The sequence below is a fragment of the Butyrivibrio sp. MB2005 genome, assembly GCF_000424285.1.
GTDB lineage: Bacteria > Bacillota > Clostridia > Lachnospirales > Lachnospiraceae > Butyrivibrio.
Genome location: NZ_KE384159.1, coordinates 144885 through 169124, shown reverse-complemented (window position 1 = coordinate 169124; position 24240 = coordinate 144885). Strand labels below are relative to the sequence as shown.

General features: G+C 35.7%; 19 protein-coding genes. All 19 read left to right on the top strand.

The window, feature by feature from the left end:
* The first annotated feature begins 46 nt into the window (after positions 1-46).
* The 19 genes from G610_RS0118570 to G610_RS0118475 all read left to right on the top strand — a co-directional run bounded on the left by G610_RS0118570 (position 47) and on the right by G610_RS0118475 (position 24218).
* Positions 47-1120, top strand: a complete 1074-nt coding sequence (locus G610_RS0118570) for a hypothetical protein (RefSeq protein WP_026525953.1) — start codon at positions 47-49, stop codon at positions 1118-1120.
* A 176-nt stretch (positions 1121-1296) separates the two neighbouring features.
* Positions 1297-2097, top strand: a complete 801-nt coding sequence (locus G610_RS0118565) for a hypothetical protein (RefSeq protein WP_026525952.1) — start codon at positions 1297-1299, stop codon at positions 2095-2097.
* Complete coding sequence (locus tag G610_RS22525) at positions 2072-3214, top strand: glycosyltransferase family 32 protein (protein ID WP_196809871.1); 1143 nt, start codon at positions 2072-2074, stop codon at positions 3212-3214. The genes G610_RS0118565 and G610_RS22525 overlap by 26 nt, the downstream gene beginning before the upstream one ends.
* Positions 3215-3245: 31 nt before the next feature.
* The gene (locus G610_RS22520) at positions 3246-4505 is read left to right on the top strand and encodes a DUF5672 family protein (RefSeq protein ID WP_051198123.1); all 1260 of its coding nucleotides are present in this window, start codon (positions 3246-3248) and stop codon (positions 4503-4505) included.
* Positions 4506-4596: 91 nt separating this feature from the next.
* A complete protein-coding gene (locus G610_RS0118550) occupies positions 4597-5715 on the top strand; it encodes a glycosyltransferase (RefSeq protein ID WP_026525951.1) in 1119 nt (372 codons plus the stop codon).
* Positions 5716-5735: 20 nt separating this feature from the next.
* Positions 5736-7367, top strand: a complete 1632-nt coding sequence (locus G610_RS0118545; RefSeq protein ID WP_155831065.1) for a glycosyltransferase — start codon at positions 5736-5738, stop codon at positions 7365-7367.
* Positions 7367-8965 carry an AAA family ATPase gene (locus G610_RS0118540; RefSeq protein ID WP_026525949.1) on the top strand — a complete coding sequence of 533 codons (1599 nt, stop codon included), beginning with the start codon at positions 7367-7369 and terminating at the stop codon, positions 8963-8965. The genes G610_RS0118545 and G610_RS0118540 overlap by 1 nt, the downstream gene beginning before the upstream one ends.
* A gap of 19 nt (positions 8966-8984) precedes the next feature.
* Positions 8985-10397: a glycosyltransferase family 2 protein gene (locus G610_RS22515; RefSeq protein WP_051198122.1), complete on the top strand. Its 1413-nt coding sequence runs from the start codon at positions 8985-8987 to the stop codon at positions 10395-10397.
* A gap of 100 nt (positions 10398-10497) precedes the next feature.
* Positions 10498-12003, top strand: a complete 1506-nt coding sequence (locus tag G610_RS21660; protein WP_081667616.1) for a glycoside hydrolase family 99-like domain-containing protein — start codon at positions 10498-10500, stop codon at positions 12001-12003.
* Complete coding sequence (locus G610_RS22510) at positions 12000-13019, top strand: glycosyltransferase domain-containing protein (RefSeq protein WP_051198120.1); 1020 nt, start codon at positions 12000-12002, stop codon at positions 13017-13019. Before G610_RS21660 ends, G610_RS22510 begins: the two co-directional genes overlap by 4 nt.
* Before the next feature lie 30 nt (positions 13020-13049).
* Positions 13050-14270, top strand: a complete 1221-nt coding sequence (locus tag G610_RS0118520; RefSeq protein WP_026525948.1) for a rhamnan synthesis F family protein — start codon at positions 13050-13052, stop codon at positions 14268-14270.
* A 9-nt stretch (positions 14271-14279) separates the two neighbouring features.
* Entirely contained in the window at positions 14280-15365 is a 1086-nt protein-coding gene (locus G610_RS0118515; protein WP_026525947.1) for a glycosyltransferase WbsX family protein, read from the top strand.
* Between the two features lie 4 nt (positions 15366-15369).
* Entirely contained in the window at positions 15370-15780 is a 411-nt protein-coding gene (locus G610_RS0118510) for a hypothetical protein (protein ID WP_026525946.1), read from the top strand.
* 41 nt (positions 15781-15821) lie between these two features.
* Positions 15822-17033, top strand: a complete 1212-nt coding sequence (locus G610_RS0118505) for a glycosyltransferase (RefSeq protein ID WP_026525945.1) — start codon at positions 15822-15824, stop codon at positions 17031-17033.
* Complete coding sequence (locus tag G610_RS0118500) at positions 17033-17422, top strand: hypothetical protein (RefSeq protein ID WP_026525944.1); 390 nt, start codon at positions 17033-17035, stop codon at positions 17420-17422. Before G610_RS0118505 ends, G610_RS0118500 begins: the two co-directional genes overlap by 1 nt.
* Before the next feature lie 2 nt (positions 17423-17424).
* Complete coding sequence (locus G610_RS0118495) at positions 17425-18675, top strand: DUF5672 family protein (protein WP_026525943.1); 1251 nt, start codon at positions 17425-17427, stop codon at positions 18673-18675.
* Positions 18676-18708: 33 nt separating this feature from the next.
* A complete protein-coding gene (locus G610_RS0118490) occupies positions 18709-19938 on the top strand; it encodes a glycosyltransferase family 2 protein (protein ID WP_026525942.1) in 1230 nt (409 codons plus the stop codon).
* Positions 19939-19953: 15 nt separating this feature from the next.
* A complete protein-coding gene (locus tag G610_RS22505) occupies positions 19954-23238 on the top strand; it encodes a glycosyltransferase (RefSeq protein WP_051198119.1) in 3285 nt (1094 codons plus the stop codon).
* Positions 23235-24218 (top strand): metallophosphoesterase, encoded by a 984-nt coding sequence (locus G610_RS0118475; RefSeq protein WP_026525941.1) that lies wholly within the window; start codon positions 23235-23237, stop codon positions 24216-24218. The genes G610_RS22505 and G610_RS0118475 overlap by 4 nt, the downstream gene beginning before the upstream one ends.
* The last annotated feature ends 22 nt before the right edge of the window (positions 24219-24240 follow it).

Genomic DNA, 24240 nt, shown 5'->3' with positions numbered 1-24240 from the left:
AAAAGACAGGGATGTCTATTTTTTCAATCAAGGAGGAAAAGATTATATGAGAACAATGAAGAAATTTCTGGCACTGACAATTGCTGCAACAATGATCGTAGGAAGCGGAGTTACTGCTTTGGCAGATGGCCCTGTTACCGGTGCTGGTAGTTCTGAAGGTCACGTAGATAAGGATGTTATGGATTTTGTGCTTCCTACAACTGATGCTACCACATTTGCATTTAGTATGGATCCTGAACGCCTTATTGCTGCATCAATTGCTTCCGGAAAAGCAAAGGCTGATTACACGGGCGCAACATTTCCGACAGAAAATGACACAGGTGTTTATTTCCTTACAGGTACAAAGACATATGCTAACACAAGTAAAACAGTACAGGCAATAAACAAGGGTGCTGGTGATGCAACTCTTACAGTAAAGACTAAGTATATTGCAGGTTCAAAAGATATCACAATGGCAACAGCTGCTCTTACTGCTAGTGAAACAACTGCAAAATTGTATTTGGCAGCTAGTATTGGTGGTAAAACACAAATACTTACCGATACAGATGTAGATACAATAGTAGTACTTCCTGGAAATAAGGCTAACTATGAGGTTGTTTATGATGGTGAAGCTCAAACTCCCGGTTATAAATTTGTAAAGAAGACATCAGGTCTTACAGCTTGGAAAGCTGTAAATATCAATCTTACAGGTGCAGTAACCGATGGTATAGCAGTAGCAACTGATACAACTGCTCCCAGCGTACAGTTCACATGGACATATGCTGCTAAGGCTTCTACCGATAATTCAACTGAAGGCGTAACACTAGTAGATTATTCTGATGCTCCTGCAAATCCGACTATTACAGGTGCTACAGCAGTTTCTGGTCAGAATTGGCAGTATACAATGACTTATACAAAGGGTCAGGATAGTACACTTTCTGCAACAGGATTGACAGCGGTTCAGTATAGTGACGCTATTGATGGTGAGTATAAGACGACTCCAAAGATTACTGTAGAAGATGGTACAGCTACAATACTAGGAACAAACTTTAGTTCAGCAGAGAATGGAGATGTTAGATATTTCAAAGTTACAATCAATAACCAGAATTACATCATCAAAGTTAATGTCGTAGTATCATAAACATAGTTTTATTCTTTCTAATATTTCTACAAGTATTTTGGGAGGAGTTGCTCAAGTAGCAACTCCTCTTTTGTGGTAAACTTTTAATGTAGAAATATCGAGTATCAAATACTATTGATTTTGATGGAATTGATAGAATGGTGATTATATAAGACCATTGTAAAATAGGATAATATATGAATTCTTTATCAAGAGACGAATTAGAAAAAATCACTGATAATAGTGTTATAGTTGTAGGGACAGGGTTTGTTGCTACGTTTTTAATGAAAATTCTAATAGCAGTTAATAGAGATAGTATAGTAAGAGGTTTTGCTGATACAAGGTATACTGGAACTTATTACGGAAGAAAAGTAATTCCTTTGTCATCAATTGTACATGAAAATGGGGTTAGTGTTTGGATAGCTACTCATGAGATATATAAAGATGAAATTGAATCATTGCTAATTGATAAAGGAGTGCCGCATAGATGGATATATCATGATATATATTCATTATGGTTAGGGAAGTTAGAGAAAACCGCTATTATGCCAACAAAAGAAATATGGAAAGCTGTGACGAACAAATACCTTATCGCAGCCAGATATCTTGCAATAGATATGTTCTATGGAAATAATGAAGATGGATTTAATATATACACAAAGTTGCAATCTATACATCAGAATAACAAAACTGCCACGAGAAGATTAGAACGTTTCTGTTCGCTCGTGAAAAATGTAGATGAGAATGGTTTTTATACTAATGAATCCGTAATGATATGGGATAATAATGATTTGATAGATGGATACCATAGGTTTGCTATAGCATTGTATAAAAATATCGGAAATATTAAGTGTGATATATATGACTATTCTAGGCGAATAGAAGTGGAACTTCGTGAAAACTATGATGAGAGTAACTTGTTAAATAGAGGTTTTTCTAAATACGAAGTTCAATTACTCAATGATACAATTTTTGGAATTAGTAGCAGGTTTGGGTAATGCGAGAGGAAGAGATATGCTCAGAATTATCAAAAGTGGACCATGTGAATTTATTCGTTTTTCAAAGAATAAGGATATCTATGTCTTTGGTGCAGGAAGAGCGCTAGACGGTTGTATTGATGTTTACTTTGAAGAAAGAAACATTGAGCGAATAATAGATAATAATGAAAAGCTTTGGGGTAAAAGTATTAAACATAATGGGAAGAGTGTACCCATATGTGGAATAAATGAGTTTGTTACAGATTTTGTAAATAAAAAAGTGCCTATTCAAAGTTGTATATTATTTGTTTCTTCAACGTTCTATGCTGTGCAAATTGTTGAACAACTCGATCAAATCAAAGAGCTTGATGGCGTTTATTGTTATGTTAGAGCTATTGGGCGATCAATAAATGAATTTTATGATGACTTTGAGTTTTCTTGCGGCAGTCAATTGATTCCTAAAAAAATACATTATATTTGGATTGGGGGAAAAAAGCTTCCTTATGAATATGAGAAGAATATTTACACTTGGAAATGCTTCAATCCTGATTATGAGATAATTAAATGGGATGAACATAATTACGATTTTAAAAAAGATAGATATACTAGAGAGGCTTATGATTCGTGTAGTTGGGGGTTTGTACCAAATCTTGCAAGGCTAGATATAGTTTGTTCAGAAGGTGGAATATATTTAGATACAGATGTCGAAGTGGTGAGTAATTTCGATAAGCTTTTGCATGATAATTCTTTTTTTTGTATGGGGAGTGCAGATAATATCAATCAGGGATGCGGGTTTGGCGGTGTCAAAGATAGTGAGATAATTCATCAAATGGTGGAAGCTTTCAAAAAAGAGATTTTTTATCATGATGGTAAACCAGAAAAGAAACCGTGCCATACATTTATTCATCCGATTTTAAAAAGAAATGGCTTTAAAATTGAGAACAGATACCAAAATATAAACGGAAATGTTATATATCCTACGGAAGTTATGTCTCCATTAATGATAGATGGAATTTGTGATAATGTTTCTGGAAATACAGTATCCATTCATCATTCGGAAGGGTCATGGAGGAGTGTAATAGAAAAGCAAGAGCAAGGCAGAATTACTGAATTAGTAAGTCGATGCGTATCAATTTGATAGTAAATCTTAGACAATAAAGAGAAAGAACATGAATAGTATTATCGATGATGTTGTAGTGGTCATTCCTAGGTATAGTGAAAAGTTGACAGACGATGAAATGATTTCTTTAATGCAATGTAAGAAAGTATTAGGAAAGTATAAAATCATTTTTATGATACCAGAAAGACTCAAGTATTTATCAGATAAGGAAGGAATACTTGTCGAATGCTTTGAGGATAAATGGTTTGATTCAGTAATTATGTATAGTAATTTGCTGCTGAAAAAAGAGTTCTATTCGCGATTTATGAAATACAAATATATGCTTATCTATCAGTTAGACGCGTTTGTGTTTGAAGATAAGTTACTATATTTTTGTAATCTTGGTTTTGACTATATTGGTGCTGCTATTCCATATTATTGGTTTTCTGAGACCTATAACTATATGGAGCATATGGCGGGCTATGTTGGAAATGGCGGATTTAGTTTACGAAAGATAAGCGCAATGGTAAACGCAGCGGATTATGTTGATGAAGTATATGGAATTGCTGGCGTAAGCGAGGATGAGTATATTGCTGAAGATAGGGTATTTGCTTTTATGGGGATAAATGAAGGATTTGATTTATCAGTGCCATCTCTTGAAGTGGCTGAAAAGTTTGCTATAGATCACGATGTAGCTGGATCTTTTTGCAGAATTGGTATTTCTAACCTGCCATTTGGAGTACATGGCTGGAATAAATCGCATCGGAGAGGCTTTTGGGCGAAATATATTAATGATAATCACGAGCAAATTCATTCTGATATAAATAAGTTTGATTATAAAAATGAGTATTTTGAAAAATGGAATAAGCAGATATATGCGAGATTTCTTCTAAATAAGCTGCGCACAGATGATAGTGGTGTATGTGGAATTTTATCTGAATATACCGATAGAGAGTATGTTATATGGGGGTGTGGAATAAGAGGAAATAAATGTTATAAATTGCTTGAAAAATTAGGAATAAATGTAGAATTTTTTTGGGATAAGAATCTTAAAAGCATTATTTCCGGTAAAAATGCATCTGAGCCATTCACTTATAATTCTAACGAAAAAAAGCCATTTATTATTGTTACTCCCAGACAGGGTATCGATAAAATTATAGTGGAATTAGAAAAAAATGATTATAAAGAATATGAAGATTATATTTTGTTTGAAGACTTTGCGATTAGGATTGTCGAAGAGTATTATGGGAAGAGTATATGGAATCTTTATCTAGAAAACTATATTGGCGAAGAATTAGCTAAAAATGAGTTATATAATGGTGCTGGGTAGAGATATGGCTTTCTAGAAACTTTTTTATGAAGCCGCGTTGGTTGTTATTATACAGAGGTATGAATTTGTAATGTAATTGAGGGCGTTTACAATGAAGTTTTCAATAATAACTGTTTGTAAGAATGATGAAAGCCGAATAAAAAAAACAATAGATTCTGTTATTGGGCAAAGCTTTTTAGAATATGAATATCTTATTAAAGATGGAGGCTCTACTGACAATACATTTGATATCTGTTCAAAGGCGGCCAGAAACGATACTCTTAATAGAATAACGGTTTATTCATCTATGGATAATGGCATTTATTATGCTATGAATGAGGCATTGTCATATTCGTCAGGTGATTATATTTGCTTTATGAATTCGGGGGACAGGTTTCATGATTCAGGAGTTTTAGCGTGTGTAAACAATTTTATAAATGATAATCCGGGATATGATATTTATTATGGTGATGCAAAAACAGTATTTGGAGATGGAGCTTTATTTAGATTGATTTTTGCTCCGAACGAAAAAACACTGGTTGAAGCAAATAGATTAGAATGTGCGAACTTGGGCTTGATTCATCAGACGTTGTTTGTAAGTAACAAATGTTTTAGCAAATGTAAATTTGATACTTCATACTCTCTTAGATCAGAGTTGGATTGGTATTATCAGTGTATTAAGAAAGGATTTCGTTATAAAAAAATACCACAGATTATTTGCGAATATGAGAGAGGTGGGTTAAGTGATAATCCGGAGAGTGTTAAGATAAATACTCTTGAAACGACACAGATTTTGCGAAAGAACGGATTTAATACGGATAAGTATATCGAAAGGCTACTAAAATCTAGAGAAAGAGATGTTTCTATAAAATTTGTTTATTCAATGTGGATAGAATTAATTCATAATGGATATGATTTGGGAGAATATCTTTATGGGGCGGGATTCAAGAGAGTGGCAATATACGGTTGTGGTGAAGTGGGAAATCTATTATATAGAGAGTTGATAAATTCTTCTGTTGAAGTGAAATTCTTTATTGATAGATTGAGAATTGGTCAAATATCAGAATTGAAAGTAATAGCCCCTTCTGAACTATATGCGTATAAAAATATAGATCTTGTCATAGTGACAGCGGTTAATGAGTATAGAAATATAATGAATGAAAATAAGCAGGTAGGTATTCCTTTTGTTTCTATATTCAATTTATTAAATGATTTACTAAAGATGAAATAGTATTTCAGAGGATATTATTGGTGAAAATATTATATATCATAAATGAAACCTCTATTGGTGGAGCATCTTTATCTCTCTTTGACTTTTTAACAAAAGAAAATGATATAACTCCGCTAATTATTGTTCCTGGAGAAGGTAGTATAAAGAGAATTTTTTCAGATGCTGGTTATAAATGTATAGTAATTTCTTTTAAAAATGATATTTGTAGGGTTGGCAAGCATGATTTAAATTGTTGCGATTCGGTCTTTGTGAATAATTTTGAAGCGGCAAGAGTTATAGCGAATATAGCATGTGATGAAGGAATACAAATTATTCATACTAACTCAAGTACTTCTAATGTTGGTATGATGGCAGCTGCTATGGCAGGAATTCCTCACATATGGCATATTCGAGAGTTTACAGAAGAGCATTATGCTATAGAAAGTTTCGATAAACAGTTTAAAATACAGTTATTCAAATCTTCAAACCAACTTATCACCATATCAGATAGCCTTGCTACTTCTTTTTTTGAAAAATACAATATTTCAACAACCAGAATATACAATGGCATATTGATGAGTGATGATTACAGTGATAATTCAGATAAGTCTAGATATGAATCTTTTCTATTTGTCGGAAGTATTTCAAAAAGCAAAGGTCAAATTCATGCAGTAAAAGCTGTAGAGCAGTTGGTACAAGATGGATTAACATCCATAAAACTATATATTATTGGTCCCGGGAATACTAAAGACTGTTGGATAATAAATAAGTATATAGAACAGCGTAATCTTGCAGACAACATTGAAGTTATTCCATTCACAAGAGATCTGGATAAGTATCGTGAACTATGTGGCTATGCTATTATTGGATCTAAGATGGAAGCACTAGGACGAGTGACCGTTGAAGCTATGGCTGCCGGTAATATTCCCATCGGAACTGATTCGGGTGGAACAAAAGAACTGATTGGCGAAGACGGTCAGAGAGGTTTTTTGTACAAATATGGAGATTATTATCAACTTGCAAGCAAGATGCGGGAAGCGATTATGCTTGATGATAATGATAGAAAGCGTATTACAGATAATGCGCGTAAATTTGCGGTTGAAATCTTTGATGTTAGCAAATATGGAAATGAAGTATTGAATGTTTATAGAAATGTTCTTGAAAATGATACTTGTAAAGGTAAGAGAACAGAGTTAAAAGAATATCTGGAAAAACGTTACAATGATCTTTGCAATACATCCGATTTAGAGAAAACGCCAATAAACTTTAAAAAGGTAAGGATTAAAATTAAAGAGAACATAGATATTCTAGGACAATTCTTATCATATAATGGTTTCTGTAGAATTGTAATCTATGGCATGGGTGAGCTTGGATGTGCATTCTATGATTATCTTGTAGAAAATGATTTTGAGATTATCGGTGTCATGGATGAGGATGCAGACACTTTGAAGGATGTAGTGAATGTGATTGAGATGGGAGATTCTATTCGGGGGGCGGATTGCATTTTGGTGACACCTCTCAACGAACAGATTGAAGTCGTCAGGAAATTGAATATATTGTATAGTGATAAGTGTAGAATAGTGGGAATTGAAGAAGTTTTTGGGAACTGTAGTATAACCCATGGTGTTGATGACAAGTGTATTCTTAGAGAGATTATGAGAGGAAATAGATAATGGGAATATATCTTGACCCTGGAAATGAGAGCTTTAAAAAGGCAGTTAATTCTGACATATATATTGACAAAACAGGATTGATAGAAATTCTTAATTCGAGTTTAGGTAAAGAAAAATGTCTCTATTCAGTTAGTCGCCCAAGGAGATTCGGGAAATCCATGGCGGCTGGAATGATAGATGCATTTTATAGTCGTGGATGTGATTCAAGAGAATTGTTTGATAATCTTTCAATTGGAAAAAGTGAGGATTATTGCGTTAATTTAAATAAATATCATGTTCTTCATATCGATATGGCCACATTTTTAAATGCTTCTAAAAGTGATGAAGATCCTGTTGAATTGATGAATAAGACTGTCCTTGATGAATTTATTGAGTTATACCCCGATATTATTACTGGCGTAATAACTACCGTCCCTAAGGCTATTGAAGCAGTCTGGAAGAATGATGGCATTGGCTTTGTTATTATTATCGATGAATGGGATTGCATCATCAGAGATGCAAAGAATGATAGTAAACTTATTGAGAATTATCTTAAGTATCTTCGAGGATTTTTCAAAACAGAAGAATCTAAGAAATTTGTGGCGCTTGGGTATATTACCGGTATCCTTCCAATTAAAAGATATGAGGGTGAATCAGCGATGAATAACTTTGTTGAATACACTATGATATCACCTAAGAATCTCGCGCCTTTCTTTGGGTTTACCGAGAAGGAGATAGAACCATATCTTGAAAAGTATGATATGCCAATAGAAGATGTTAGGAAATGGTATGACGGGTATGTAATGGAAACGCTTAATCCGGACAGATCTATTTCTTATGTACATATGTATAACCCTAATTCTATAGTTGAAGCAATCACATTTAATAAGATCGAGTCGTACTGGAAGAATACAGGGGCATTTAGACAATTAAATGATTATATTGGGTTAGATGAGAAAGGTCTTAAGTCTTCGGTAATAAAAATGCTAGCGGGAGAGAGCTGCTCAGTAGATGTAAGTACTTTCCAGAATGACCTTACAAGCTTTACATCTAAGGATGATGTTATTACTGCACTCATTCATATGGGGTATTTAGGCTTTGATTCCAGGACCGGAGAAGCTTTTATTCCAAATGAAGAAGTTCGCGAGGTATTTGACAGTGCAATTAAGGTAGGAAATTGGAGTGAGATAGCAGATGCTATAAGAGAGTCTGACGAGCTACTACATGCCACTTGGGATGGTGACTCTGACAAGGTGGCAGCAATGATTGAAAAATCACATCAGGACTATGCATCGATTCTCGAATATAACGATGAGAATTCTTTGGCTCTTGCAATACAAATGTCGTATTATACTGCAAGGAAGTATTACATGATAGTAAGGGAATTTCCTTCAGGTAAAGGCTTTGCTGATATTGCTTTTATTCCAAAGGAAAGAGGCAATAATCCGGCTATGATTGTGGAATTAAAGTGGGATGAAGATGCAGATACTGCGATAAATCAGATCGTCGATAAAAAGTATACTGGAAAATTATTAGATTTCACAGACAATATACTTCTTGTAGGTATTAATTATTCAAAAAGAACAAAGGAATATAGCTGTAGGATTTCAAAAATGTGAATTTCCGAGGTGGATAATTATGGAAGAGCATATTTCTGTATCACTTATTATTCCAGCATATAATACAGAGAAATGGATTGAAGATTGTTTAGAAAGTGCCATTAATCAAACCAATCCATTTGATGAAATAATTGTAATTGATGATGGTTCAACAGACAGAACCCGAACAATATGTGAAGAATATGCTTCCAGAAGCAGTAATATCAGGGTGTTACATCAAGAAAACAAAGGACAGGGAACAGCTAGAAATTGGGGGATTAAAGAGGCTAAGAGCAATTACATAATGTTCCTTGATTCTGACGATTGTTTAGAAACTAATACATTGGAAGAATTAAAAGACAATCTTGATAAAGACTTGGATGGTATTTTATTTGATGCATCTATTTTTGGAGACAATAGGTTTGCACCAAAGAAAAATGTTTATGAGCGTAATAGAGTGATACAGCCGGGAGTATATTGCGGGCGGGATTTTTTTGAAAGGTTTTATCCTAACGGATTTTTGGCTTCTGTTTGTTTAGCGATATATAAGAAATCTCTCTTGGAGGAGAAGGGGATTATATTTCCGGAAGGGGTAATTTATGAAGATAATGTATTCTCATTTGAATTTATCATAGAGGCAGAGAGGATTACATATATTCCGAATAAATTATATCGAAGAAGATATAGAGAAAACAGTACAATGACTGAAGCATATGATGAGTTTCATATGTATAGTCATATAATATGCGCGGATCATATTTTCAGATATATAAATGCTATGTCAGAAGGAGAGCCACAAATACTTCTGTATGCTTTTAGTTGGGGCAAGACTCTGCTGACTAATTGGAGCAGATTCAGGAATGATAATTCAATATCTATAGATGAAAAAAAGAGCTTAGACAAGAGACTTTCTGAAGCCCTTAAAATGCTTGTGGAACTACTGGAAAATAAATTTATAAGTTTTAATCTTGAGCAAGATTTATTTAGATTATGTCTGTTTCAATTGCTATCTGCAATGAATTCACTACTGGAATCATATCCGATGGATTTGGCTGAAATGAGAAAGTATACAGAAATTAAATTATGGGCGAAACAGTACTTTTTAAATTTGTTTAATTCTATGTCACTTAATTGCGCTACAGGCAAAGTGGGCATTTATGGAGTAGGTAAATATACGAAGGGAATGATGGAAACCTATACGAAGTTATATAGTGAAATTCCGGATGTCTTGTTCATAGATTCATATAGAGCGGGTACAGATTTTAGGGGCAAAACAATAAAATCATTACATGAGATAGGAAAATTAGATGTTATTTATATCTCAGTTCGTGGGGAAGAAAGCAAGAATATAAAAAAACGTTTAGAAGGTGAGAATATTACTGATAAGGTTATAAATTTGAATGAAATTTGTCCAATAAATCAGTTTGTATTCTATGAGTTTTATGAGTTTTGAGGCTAAAGAAATTATCACAAAAAGCCGATAATATCTTAACGGTATTATCGGCTTTTTGTGATAAAATATAATAAAGAATCTTTATGCTAAAAGGTGCCAAATGAGAACGATAGCGATGTATCTTCCACAGTTTCATACAATACCAGAGAATGATAAGTGGTGGGGTGAGGGCTTTACGGATTGGGTGGCCGCCAGGAATGGCAAAAAGCTGTTCGAAAATCATTATCAACCGCATATACCACTTGATGAAAATTATTATGACCTTATAAGCGATGAGAATATCTTGGTTGAACAGGCAAATATGATGCATCAGTATGGGATAGATGCAATGTGTTTTTATCATTATTATTTTAAAGATGGCAAAAAGCTGTTGGAGAAACCGGCTGAAAAACTATTGATGAACAAAGATATAGACATGCCATTTTGTTTTTCCTGGGCTAACGAAAGCTGGGTAAGATCGTGGGCTAATGTTAAGGGTAATGCTTGGTATGCATCTGATGAAGATAGGATATCTTCAGATAATGCTATTCTAATTGAACAGGATTATGGCGATGAGTTTCAATGGAAGCAACATTTTAATTATTTACTTCCATTTTTTCAAGATGAAAGATATGTAAAAATTGATGGAAAGCCGGTTTTTTTGATATATAGAGTTGATGATATACAACAGTTCAATAATATGAGAACTTTATGGGAAAATATGGCAGAACAAAATGGTTTTGCAGGTATATATATATTATCTACCGGGGATGAGAATGAGTATTGTGATGGCACTGTTTTGATGGAACCTTTGAAATCCGTTCCGAATGGCAGAGATATGGTTTTTGACTATGAAGTAATGGCCTACAGAATCATCAGGGATTCACATTCGTCGCCTTCAAATACTTTTTTTTGTGGATTTCCATCATACGATGATACTCCCAGAAGAGGAAAGTATGGGAGAGCTTATATTGATAGTACTCCAAGTAAATTCTATATGATGATGAAGTACCTTTACTATCTTAGCGATTTTAGAGGTAATGAGTTGATTTTTATAAATGCATGGAATGAATGGGGAGAGGGCATGCATTTAGAACCTGATGAAAAGTTTGGATATGGTTATTTGGAGGAGCATAAGAGAGCAAAATTAGATTTCAATACACTCTCAACTGCTGAAAAGAAGAACTTAATAAATATTCTAAATGGTGCAGAGAATTGTAATTCTCCTTATTATGAGCAGCTGGCAAAACGTTATTTGAAACTGAGTTCAGTGATGAATAGGTGGATGACAATTATTGAGAGCGGACATAGTCTTACAGACTACTTTATAAATGATAGTAATAAATCATATGCTGTATATGGATTAGGTATGCTGGGAAGACGCTTGGTTAAAGAACTTGTAACCAAAGGATATAGGTTGGCTTATGGTATAGATGAACGTAAAAAACATAATGAATATGTTGATGTCTATTCTATTGATGATGGTTTGCAGGAAGTAGATATAGTGGTTGTTACTGTATTAGAGGATGAAGAGGTGCTAAAAAATGTCAATGAACGAGGCTTTGCAAAGAGAATTGTGCCTCTGATTGATATGTTAGAAGGAATGGAAGGATTGTTATCAGATTGAATAAGAAGGTGATTCTTTTTGGAGCCGGTAAAACTGGCAACAGAGTTCTGAGTAAAATCAAAAACGAAAGAGAATTTTTGGGGGATGATTATTTTGTTGCAGATAACAATGCAGATTTATGGGGAGACAGATTGGATGATATCTGTATTATCGATCCAAGCGAACTCTCTGCTATGGAATTTGACTACGTTATCATTTGTGCAAAGGCAGAGGATGAAATAAAGCATCAACTGATAAAAGAAATTGGCGTACCGGAGTATAAGATATTTAATCTTGAGGAGTATCGAAGACAATCGTTTTGTGAAAGTGTTTATTTAGAAAGGGAAGAACAATATTCCGATATTTCTACAGGTACATTATCAGGTACAGAGAGAATAGTTGTATATACAGCTATTACAGGGGGGTATGATGAACTAAAAGCTCCTGAAGTACAAGATGAGAATATTACATATGTATGCTTCACTGATGACCCGGACAAAAAATCGGATATTTGGAATATTGAATATGTAAAATCTGATGAAGGCGCTATGATGCAAGCTAAGATGTTTAAGCTGCATCCGGAACGCTATTTCAAAGATTTTGAAGTAAGTGTATGGGTAGATGGTGCGTATGCTATAAGAGATGATCTTAGAGATTATATTAGAATATATTCTAAAGGTTCACCTCTATTATGTTTTCCACACTTTGAAAGAAGATGTATTTACGATGAAGCATTGGAATGTATAAATTGTGGTAAAGCTTCAAAAGAACAGATGGTGAGACAGATGTCTTACTATTGCAGCCAGAATTATCCTTTTGACAATGGACTATATGAGATGGGATGCATCGCGAGGCAACATAATAACTCTAAAGTCATCAGGCTAATGGATGAATGGGAGAAACAGATAAGGACGTTTTCTACAAGGGATCAGATCAGTTTTCCATATGTAAGTTTTAAAGAAAATTTCTGCCCCGATATTTGTAATTTATATATCGCAAATAACAAATGGTTAAAGCACTATAACCACCGAATGTAAAAATCACACATATTATTGGATTATGACATTATGAAAAAAAGCATAAGAAAAGAATATGAAAATCCGGAATACAGAGTATTTGCTAATGATATTTCCAGAGGAAATAAGTGCCTCAATACCGCTGTAATATGTTATTTGTATTACAAAGAAACACTGGATATTTATTTTAAGTATGTAGATCATGTTCCAAATGAAATCGACGTTTATTTAATTACATCGGTGACTGAGATTTCAGATATACTTCATACAAGATATGGAAATAAAGAGAACATCACTGTTATAGAAAAGGACAACAGGGGGCGAGATCTATCCGGACTTCTGGTCAGTTGTGCTGATTTCTTTTTTGATTATGAATTTGCATGTTTTGTTCATGATAAAAAGGAAATATATGATGAATATAGGAAAGAGACTGAAGAATGGGCGTTGTCTTTATGGGAGAACACGATAGGAACTGCAGATTATATCAGAAATATCTATGATTACCTGACCGGGCATGAAGAAGTAGGATTACTTGTTCCGCCGGAACCTTTAGGGGAGAGAATCGACTATTGGTATTCAAATAACTGGGGTGATAATTATGAGAATACTGTTAATTTGGCTAAGAGATTATCGGTGGATGTTGATATAAGAAAAGATATATCACCGGCTTCAATTGGAAGTGTATTTTGGGCGAGAACAAAAGCATTGAGAAAACTCTTTAATCCCGGATGGGAATACGACGATTTTCCAGAGGAGCCTATGCCTAAGGATGGAACAATCAGCCATGCTATAGAAAGAATTTTGGCTTATGTAGCTCTTGATGCAGGATATATTACAGAAAGAGCAATATCCTCTGAAAATGCATCGTCATATTTGGCTTTTTTACAACCAAATGCAAGGACTGTATCCGACGTATTATATGTAAAGGAAGGAGTTCGGAATGCATCTGGACTCAAAAAATACGCCGATAGTAAAAAGAAAGTATTTGATATGATAAATGATAATCTGACGGTTTATTTATATGGGGCTGGGAAATACGGGAAATATTGCGCCAGGCTTCTAAGACGATGGGGGATTGAACCGGCAGGGTTTGTAGTGACAAAGATTGAACTGGAAAAGGAGATAGAGGGAATACGAGTTTTTTCACTGGAAGAACTGGAGAATGAATTACAAAAAAGTGGAGTAATAATAACCCCTATAAAGGATTCAGTAAGAAAAGAGATCGCACAGCAATTAGTCGACAGGAAAATAAAGAGATTTATCTATTGGTAATACTAATGTATGAAGACAAAAATAGTAGCTATGCATTTGCCGCAATTTCATAGAATACCTGAGAATGATAAATGGTGGGGCGAAGGATTCACGGAGTGGACTAATGTTAAGAAAGCGGTTCCACTTTTCGAAGGACATTACCAACCGCGCATTCCATATGGACAAAACTATTATGATTTATCAGAAAAAGATGGCGTAATAAAACAGATGAAATGTGCAAAGGAATATGGTCTTGATGGCTTTTGCTTTTATCATTACTGGTTTGATGGAAAAAAACTTTTGGAAAAACCTTTGGAGGCGTTGCTAAACGAAGAAGAATTGCCTTTAGACTTTTGTCTTTGTTGGGCAAATGAATCTTGGACAAGAAAGTGGGATGGACAAAATGGTAGCGAGCATACTTTGATAGCCCAGGAATATGGGAAAGAAAAAGAATGGAAAGATCATTTTGATTATTTACTTCAATTCTTTAGGCATAAGAATTATTTGAAACATGAAGGATTGCCTGTGTTTATTATATATAATGGTGCAGATATTCAGGATAGAATGGCTATGCAGGATTGTTGGAATGCATGTGCAAAGGATGCTGGACTTAAGGGGATATATTTTATCTACTCTCATAGGTTGCCAATGTGGAAAGAAATACCTATGACAGGTGATGCATGGATGGATTTTGAACCTTTTGCAACAATGCATCATTTATACCAAGCTAGAATTAGCGATATTTCTCATAAATTCAGGGGTATAGCTGATGAAAACAAAGAACGAGAATTTAGTGTGATTGACTATTCTGAGTTCTGTAAAATCATGGTTTCTCGCTATATGGGAAATGAAAATCATTTTCCGGGTTTTTTCGTTGGGTGGGATAATTCTGCCAGAGTGGGTGCGAATTTTCTTTGTGCATTTGATAATAACTCTCCCGAGATTGTTGAAAAATACTTTAGAATTCAGTATGAGAGAAGTATCAATGAGCAGAAAGTGTTTTTATTCATAAATGCCTGGAATGAATGGGGCGAATGCACATATCTTGAAGCTGACGAAAGATATGGTTTTGGTTATCTGGAAGCAATTAGAAATGTTGTTATAGGGAAAATGTAAGATTATGGATACTTCTGTACGAAGGAAAATGATTTCAAAAACGATAGGGGCATTTATGATATTGTTGCTCAATGATGTCGATATTTCAGATAGCCTAAATAAGTTGGGTATTGATAATATTTGCATATATGGGATGGGCGTTTTGGGGCAATATTTCTATCGCGCGCTAGAAGACTCTAACATAAACGTTATAGCTTGCGTTGACAATAATACTAAGATTAAACATTCCAGGGTGCCTATAATATCTGCAAGTGAACTGGATACAGTACAAGAAAAGATAGATTATTACATAATCACTTCTGAGTTTTACTATGAGCAAATACGAGATGAGATTGTTGAAAAGTATTCTGCAAAAACCATTCTTTTAGATAGTCTGATTGAAGAGATGATATTAATGAATCATTGTTATCTTTAAGTGGTTAAGAAGTTTGAAGATGCATAATTGAGGGGATAAAAATGAGGGGTAATCTGTTATACGATTTTACATATTACCAGACTAAGATGGGATATCATGGTGGTGGTGAGTATGGCAATACCGTGCTTAATGAACTGCTATCCAGGTCTGATCTTGAAAACTGCGGTCTATACGTCCTGAAAAATCTACCGGTGTATTCAAAGCTTCTAAACCGGGCAGAAGAAAGAGGATGGCGTGTTCATGCCATATCTGATCTGCGAAATTTACCACATATTTTAAAACAGTACAAATATGATAAGTTGTATTCTGCGCTGCCTTATGGGAATAAATACAACTGGGAATCTGTGAATTTTCCTAAAGATGTTAAATTTATTTATACAATTCATGGTGTCCGGATGATGGAGACCAATCTTTACCAAAAGGCTGAGCAAGGATTTTTTGAAGATGGTGATGACACTAACGGGAATTATATATTTCAGACTAATCCCAGGGTACTGGAAAATGGTGCTGAAATGTATAGGGAAATACTGGATGTTACATATAACCGGAAAATCATTACTGTTTCGGATTACAGTAAATGCAGTATTCACTATTATTTTAACGATGTTAATCCAAGTGAGATAGCAGTTTTTGATGCACCGCCCAAACAAGGGGACAAGGGATCTGATAAGGTGGTTGAAAAGCGTTATCTGGAGGAACTGGGAATCACTTCAGGTGGATACGCTCTCATGGTAAGTGCAGGAGTTTACTATAAAAATGTTCTTCGCGGGGTAATGGCGTTTGATAACTTGTTTGATAGAGATTTCAGCCAAATTCCTGAAGACTATAGAGTTGTTGTTGGCGGTGTAAAAAACCCTGATGTTTTTTTGAGCAGAATTAGGAACAAAGATAGATTCATCCTCCTTGGTTATGTGGAAGATATAGACTTGGAAATATTATATAAACATGCACATATGCTTCTGTATCCTACACTTAACGAGGGGTTTGGATATCCGCCAATTGAAGCTATGAAATACGGAACGATTTGTGTATGTTCAGCCGGTACATCAGTGTCTGAGGTGTGCGGGGATATGGTCATATATTTCAATCCATTATTGATTGATGAGATTTGTGTAAAAATCCTTGAGGCATTCGACCCTGAAATACGTAAGGAACTACAGAAGAAAATAAGGCAAAAGCTTCCTGAATTACAAAGCAGGCAGGAAGCGGATTTAAAGGCAATGGTGGACTATATTTTAGAGGATGAATTCTGATGGCAAAACGCAAAGTAGGATTGTTTAGAGAGTTTTATACGCTTCTTGATGAGTGGATGAGGCTTATAGAGGATGGCCGTAACATAGATATGATTTTATCAGATATGGGTGTCAGCAAGCTGGCCATTTACGGAATGGGGAATATGGCACAGCACATCGTTCAGGCTCTGGCATCTTCGCGGATAGAAGTAGTATGTGTAATGGATGTCTATGAGGAGGAATACGCAGAACTTAAAACTGTTACGATGGATAAATGTGATTTAAGTTTAGATATGATTATATACACTAATCCCAATGAGGAAGATGAAGTGATAGCTAAGTTACAGAGCAAATTTGATTGCAGGGTTGAATATCTTGGAAATATTATATTCGAAAACATTAGGGATTAAGTATGGAGAAACAGGTAATAATTATTGTTCCGGTCTATAAGCAGCCGGATGCCTTTGAGATAATTGCAATCAAACAATTATTCAGAATCCTTGGAAACTATAGTATTTGCTTTGTAATTCCTGAAAACATGGAATTCAATTTAGACAATTCGATAAGTGGCATGCATAAATATATGATTGAATCATTTGATGCAGGCTATTTTGAGAGTAAAGAATCTTATAGCAGATTATGTCTTACAGGTGAGCTCTATGGGCGGTTTTCTGATTATGAATATTTGCTTATATATCAGTCGGACGTATTTGTGTTTGATGACAGGTTAGGCGAATTTGTTGGGTACGGATATGATTACATCGGAGCGCCACAGGACAAGAGTCCATATAACTGGTATGCAGACTGGGACGCTTATCATGTTGGAAATGGAGGATTATCTCTTAGAAGAATAGCGAAATTTATAGAAATTATAGAACAGAAAGAAAAGATTCTTTCGCGAGTATCTGTAGAAAAAAGGGATCAGTTTCTTAGATGTGAGGACCTTTTTTGGGGATATTGCGGTTATTGCGAAGATATAGATTTTAAGGTGCCATCGGTAGAGGAAGCTGCGGAGTTCGCATTACATGATGATAGCTGTGATGTATATAGGTTCATCCATGATAATGGGCTCCCCTTTGGAATTCATAAGTGGTACATAGGTGATTATAACTTTTGGAAGGACGTAATAGCTGAATATGGATATGAGGTACCGACCTGCGAGTCATTTGCCCCGGTGGATTCAGTATACAGGTATGAGAAAGACCGACTTGACGATTGGTTTGATAATCTTGATGGTTCAGATACGGAATTGCTGATAAATTGTGTTTTAGGTTCCTACAACCAAATTGTAGTATGGGGCCTTGGTAAAATTGGACGCAAGGTATTAGATATTCTGATTAGCCTGGGAGCCCGCGTTGATAGAGTAGTTGATAGTTTTTACGAAGGTGAACCGGATTATAACGGTATACCAATATCTAAATCGGATGAGAATATTTACTCTGCTGAAACACTTATCATAGTTGCTGTTAAGCGTGATTTTGAGAGTGTTCTTGAACAGATCAGGGAAGAAGCAGATACAAGATCATTTAATGTATTATCCTACATAGAGGTTCAGAATAGAGTAAAGGATTATTATTTTTCGAATGTCAGAAGATCAGTAGAAGAATTGAAAGAAGACGCAAGGAATTCTGCCGGAAGTATTAATTCGAATATTGAGATTTAGTTAGGCAGAGCCCTGGCGCATGGGGATAGGCGGATGGAAGCTAAAGTATCTGTAATCATGCCAACATACAATAGGGGATATATAATACTTGATGCTATCAGGAGCGTGCTGTCTCAGACTTATGATTGCTTTGAGCTGATTATTGTTGATGATGGATCGAAGGATGATACTGAAGAAATAGTAAGTAAAATTGAAGACTCACGTATTAAATATCATAAACTTGAGAAAAATAGTGGTGTCAGTCACGCTCGTAATGTGGGATTAGAGTTGGCAAATGGAGAGTTTTTGTGCTTCTTGGATTCGGATAATAACTGGCATGAATCTTTTTTGGAAAGAAGGATAGGCACAGCTAAATCAACAGGAAGTAACTTTGTATTCGGAAGGATGCAGCTTAACCGGATGGATGGAACTACTGTGGTGATTCCGGAAGTATCTGCAGATGAATTAAGCAATCCTGAGAAACTGATAAAGCGGATGCTATATGACAACGTTATTGATATGAACAGTGTCTGCCTGGAAAGGAAGTTCTTTAAAGACCTTAGATTTAATGAAGAAATGAAAGCTTTGGTAGATTGGGATTATTTCTTCAGAGCTCTTTGCATGAATGATACCAGACCGGTCTTTGTAGATGATGTGCTGGTGTTCAATTATTTGCAAGGTGACAGTATAACACTCTTTGAAAAAAAAGAGCGTACTGATATGCATCTGATTATGCTAAGGAGCAATGAAACGCTGCTCAAGAAAAAAGGCCTTTTGAAATCAAAAGTACAAGCTGTCTATGACAGACTTATGCTTGAAAACAGTCTCAATGAATCTATGAAAAAACTGGCATCAGCACTAAGTCCTGAAGATTTTGCAGAATTTGTTTCGGGTATCATAGAGGAAAAGGATAAAGAAATACAAAATCAGAAAGACATCCTATCTTTTTTTAAGCGCTGGATTAAAAGCGGAATAGATCCGAATAAGTTGAATGATTATTTTAAAGCCAGGCAAATCCAAAAGGTTAGTATATATGGATATGGCCTCTATGGGCGGCAGCTTGAGAAAATTGTCAGGAAATGTGATGCCGAGTTAATTAGCATTATTGATCGCAATATGGATAAGCTTGCACATGATTTCTGCCCTGAGTACCGGTGTGAATATGAAAAAGGACTTGGAGAGGAACTCATCATAGTTGCATCAAGTAGACATTTTGACGAGATCAGGAATGAACTGGCAACTGTATGTGATTCTAAAATAATATCCATTGAGGAACTATTGTAGAGAGGACTTTACTGAATGTGTAAAGTATCGGTTATTCTTCCTTCATTGAATGTGAGAAAGTATATCACTGAATGTCTGGAAAGCGTTATGAATCAGACGCTTAAGGACATTGAGATTATTTGTGTTGATGCGGGAAGTACAGATGGTACGCTGGAAATAATTAAAGATAAAGCAGCTTCTGATTCCAGAATCAGACTTATTCTCTCTGATATGAAGAGTTATGGCTATCAGATGAACCTGGGCATGGCAGCAGCCAAGGGCGAATATATCGGTATTGTCGAAACAGATGATTATGTTTCGGAAAATATGTATGAGGAACTCTATGCCATAGCTTCCGGGAAAAAACTGGATTTCATCAAATCTGATTTCTATAGATTTACGACTGATGGTGATGCAGTTAGCAAAACTCTAAATAAGGCAGCATGGGATGGCTATTATGGCAGGCTTGTCTGTCCCATGGATGAAAAGAAATGTTTTGGCTTTGTAATAAATACCTGGAACGGAATTTATAAAACATCATTTATACGTGAGAATGACATTAGGCATAATGAGACTCCGGGGGCATCATTCCAGGATAATGGATTTTGGTTTTTAACATATGTATATGCGAAAAGGGCCTGGTTCCATGATAAAGCTTATTACATGAACAGGCGGGATAATCCGAAGTCCTCAGTTTTTGATAAGAGTAAATCGTTCTGTATTTGTGATGAATATGATTATCTGGAAAAGATAATCTGTAATTCACCGGATAGTTTTGAAAAGTATAAAACGGTTTATGCATATGGGCTTTTTAGGGCATATTATGGGAATCTTTCCAGAGTAAATGAGAAAGACAAAGATGAGTTTTCGCGTATATTCCGGGAAAGGATAAGTTTCCTTCGTGCCAGGAATGCTTTTGAAAGGCAATTGATGGGCGAGTTTTACTGGAATGCTATGCTCATGATTTCTGATGATTGTGACGGTTCCCCCACAGGGGAAGGGAAAAAGACTTTAGGAGAGGAAAACGCTATGGCAAATAGCGAGAGATTTCTAAAAGAGCTTAAAAAAGGAATAATTGCCTGGTATGATTTTGCGATTGATGCAAGTGTGCTATATGTAGGCGGAGATAGTGATGCCATAGCTGAGTATCTTAAGGGACAAGCAGGGAAGTCTTTTGATGAGAAAGGAAATGCCGTAGGAAGAAACTTATCGGTTACTGTTGCGCCTGTATCTAAGGTATTAGAAGATGATTTTTTGCATGAGTTTGAGAACTCCTTTGATTATTGTGTATGGATAAATGCTTTAGAAAAAGAAGAGAATCCTTTAATGGCATTGGAGTGTCTGAAGAGGATTCTTAAAAGCGACGGGGTCTGCCTGTTTGGTATGAATAACAGAATGGGAATTCGTTATTTTTGTGGTGACAGAGATCCCTACACGGATAGGAATTTTGATGGCATAGAAAATTACAGAAGAGCTTATTTTTCGGAATCTGATACTTTTAGAGGAAGGATGTATGATAAGGCAGAGATAACTGGTTTTCTTAATGCCGAAGGAACAAAGAATGTGAAGCTCTATTCAGTGCTGAGTGACCTGAATAATCCTGTCATAATGTATGCAGAGAATTATTATCCGAATGAGGATGTTGCTGCAAGAATTCATGCAGTATATAACTCACCGGAAACCATTTTTCTCGAGGAAGAATCGCTTTATAAATCACTTATAGACAATGATATGTTCCATCAGATGGCTAATGCCTATCTGGTAGAGTTTTCTTTTGATGAATCTGTTCGGCTCTCGGACGCTTTGCAGATTACCAGTTCAATGGTCAGGAATGCGCCTGATTCTATGTTAACAATTATCCATGAAGATAAAAATGTGGAGAAGATAAATGCATATCCTGAAGGAAGAAAACGCCTTGAGGATATGGTCAAATATGCAGATGATCTTAATGCACAGGGAATACGAGTTGTCGATATGAAATTGACAGATCGGGGGCTTGTCATGCCTTTTGTGGATGCTCCTATAGGACAGGCGTATCTTAAGGAATTATTTGAAAAAAATATTGATGAATTTCTTAAAGCTATGGATCAGTTCAGAGAATTGATCTTGAAGTCATCTGAGGTCACGGGCGAAAATCTTGGGGAAGATGTCGGAGCCATTCTAAAACACGGATATCTTGATATGGTTCCGCTTAATAGTTTCTATATTGATGGTGAATTCGTTTTATTTGACCAGGAGTTTAGACAGGACAATTGTCCTGCAAATGTGATAATTGCAAGACTGATTTCCAGTTTTTATGCGGGAGTATCAGGTGCGCGGAAAATCTTGCCGAGGAATGCTCTTTACGAGAGGTATCAACTACTTGAGCGTATCAATGATTGGCATAGTATGGAGTGGAGGTTCCTATCAGATTTAAGAAATGATGAGGAACTTAAAGAATACTACAGAAGAGTTAGAAGAAATGATGCAGTGCTTAATTCGAATCGTCAGCGGATGAATTATTCTTCGGATGATTATTACAAGCTCTTTGTGGATATTTTTGATAAGGCCGATACGAGGAAGCTTATTCTTTTTGGATCCGGACGATATGCAAAACGATTCATGGATCTTTATTCTTCAGAATATAAGGTTTATGGGATAGTGGATAATAATGAGAAAAAGTGGGGCGATAATCTAAACGGGATTGAGATTCGTTCTCCTGAATACTTAAAGGAATTGTCTCCCGGAGAATATAAGGTTCTGATATGTATTAAAAATAATGTATCAGTAATTAAGCAGCTAAAGGAAATGGGAGTTGCAGAAATAAGCGTATACGATCCCGCAAAGAATTATCCCAAGAGACGGCATCCTATTACGGATGATTTAAAAACACTGGATTCATCAGACCAAAAGAAATATCATGTTGGTTACATATCAGGAGTATTTGATCTTTTTCATGTTGGACATCTGAATATGTTCAAGCGTGCAAAGGAATTGTGTGATTATCTGATAGTAGGAGTTGTGTCAGATGAAGGAGCAAAAAAGCATAAGAAAGTACAGACTTTTGTTCCTTTTGAAGAACGTATAGAGATGGTTCGTTCCTGCAGATATGTGGATGAGGCTGTCGAGATACCGGTTGATTTAAATGACACAAAAGAAGCGTTTGCCATGTACCATTTTGATGTGCAGTTTTCCGGCAGTGACTATGTATTTAACCCGACCTGGCTTGAAAGGCAGGAATACTTGCGAGAGCATGGTGCAGATCTTGTATTCCTCCCATATACCAAGAGTACAAGCTCAACGGCAATAAAGGCGTTAATTGAGAAGGGACTTGCGGATTGAATCTATTAACTGATAAAAACTACAAATGGATATATACCTACGACTATGCACCTGATTCAGTGTGGGAACCATGGCGTGAATCAGACACTGAGCCATCATGGATTGAGGATGAAACAATTGCAGTTTCTGAAAGGGTGAGTTCTATTGCATCACGGGGTAATTTGCTGACATTTGTCCTGCTGTCAGATTCTCACTATGTCACTAACGGGACCTGGGATGATACAGTACTTAGTCTTAAAGCGTTGGAAAAGAAGATTAACTTAGATGGAGTAATCCATTTGGGTGATCTTTCCGATGGCTTACTGCCTCTTGCGAAGACAAAAGAGATTGAGCATGGATGCTTAAAGGATATGGAGGCTCTTGGAAAGCCTGTATATGTCGTGCCAGGGAATCATGATTATAACTATTTCAGGAAGAATCCTGACGTTACATATCCAGAGAAACCACGCTATTTTGTTGATTATGAGAAGCAAAAACTGAGACTGGTTTTTATAGATTCATTTGATCCGAAAGATGCGGTGAGGTATGGCTTTTCAGAGGATTGTATTAAATGGTTGGATGATTCTTTGAGAAGTACACCAGCTGGGTATTTGGCAGTAGTGTTTTCTCATGTGCCACCGCTTGTGAGACTTCAGGCCTGGGCAAAGGATATAAGAAACAGGCATCAATTGATGGAAGTGCTAAATAAGCATGCGGATAGAATAATGGCTTATTTTAATGGACATAATCACTGCGACTTATTATTTAATGATCTACATAATGGACAGTTTCCTGTTATATCTGTCAACTGTGCAAAGTGTGAGTATTTTCTGGAGCATAAACCTGAAGGTGCGGTCGTACCTGAGAGGAGACTGGGAGACAGAACTCAGGAGAGTTTCGATATAATGCAGATAGATTCACAGAAAAAGATTATTTACCTGACTCGTTTCGGCGCGGGTGCTGACAGGATAATCGAGAATAGCAGAGCCTATTGGGTGTAGACTGAACAATATATTTTGAGGG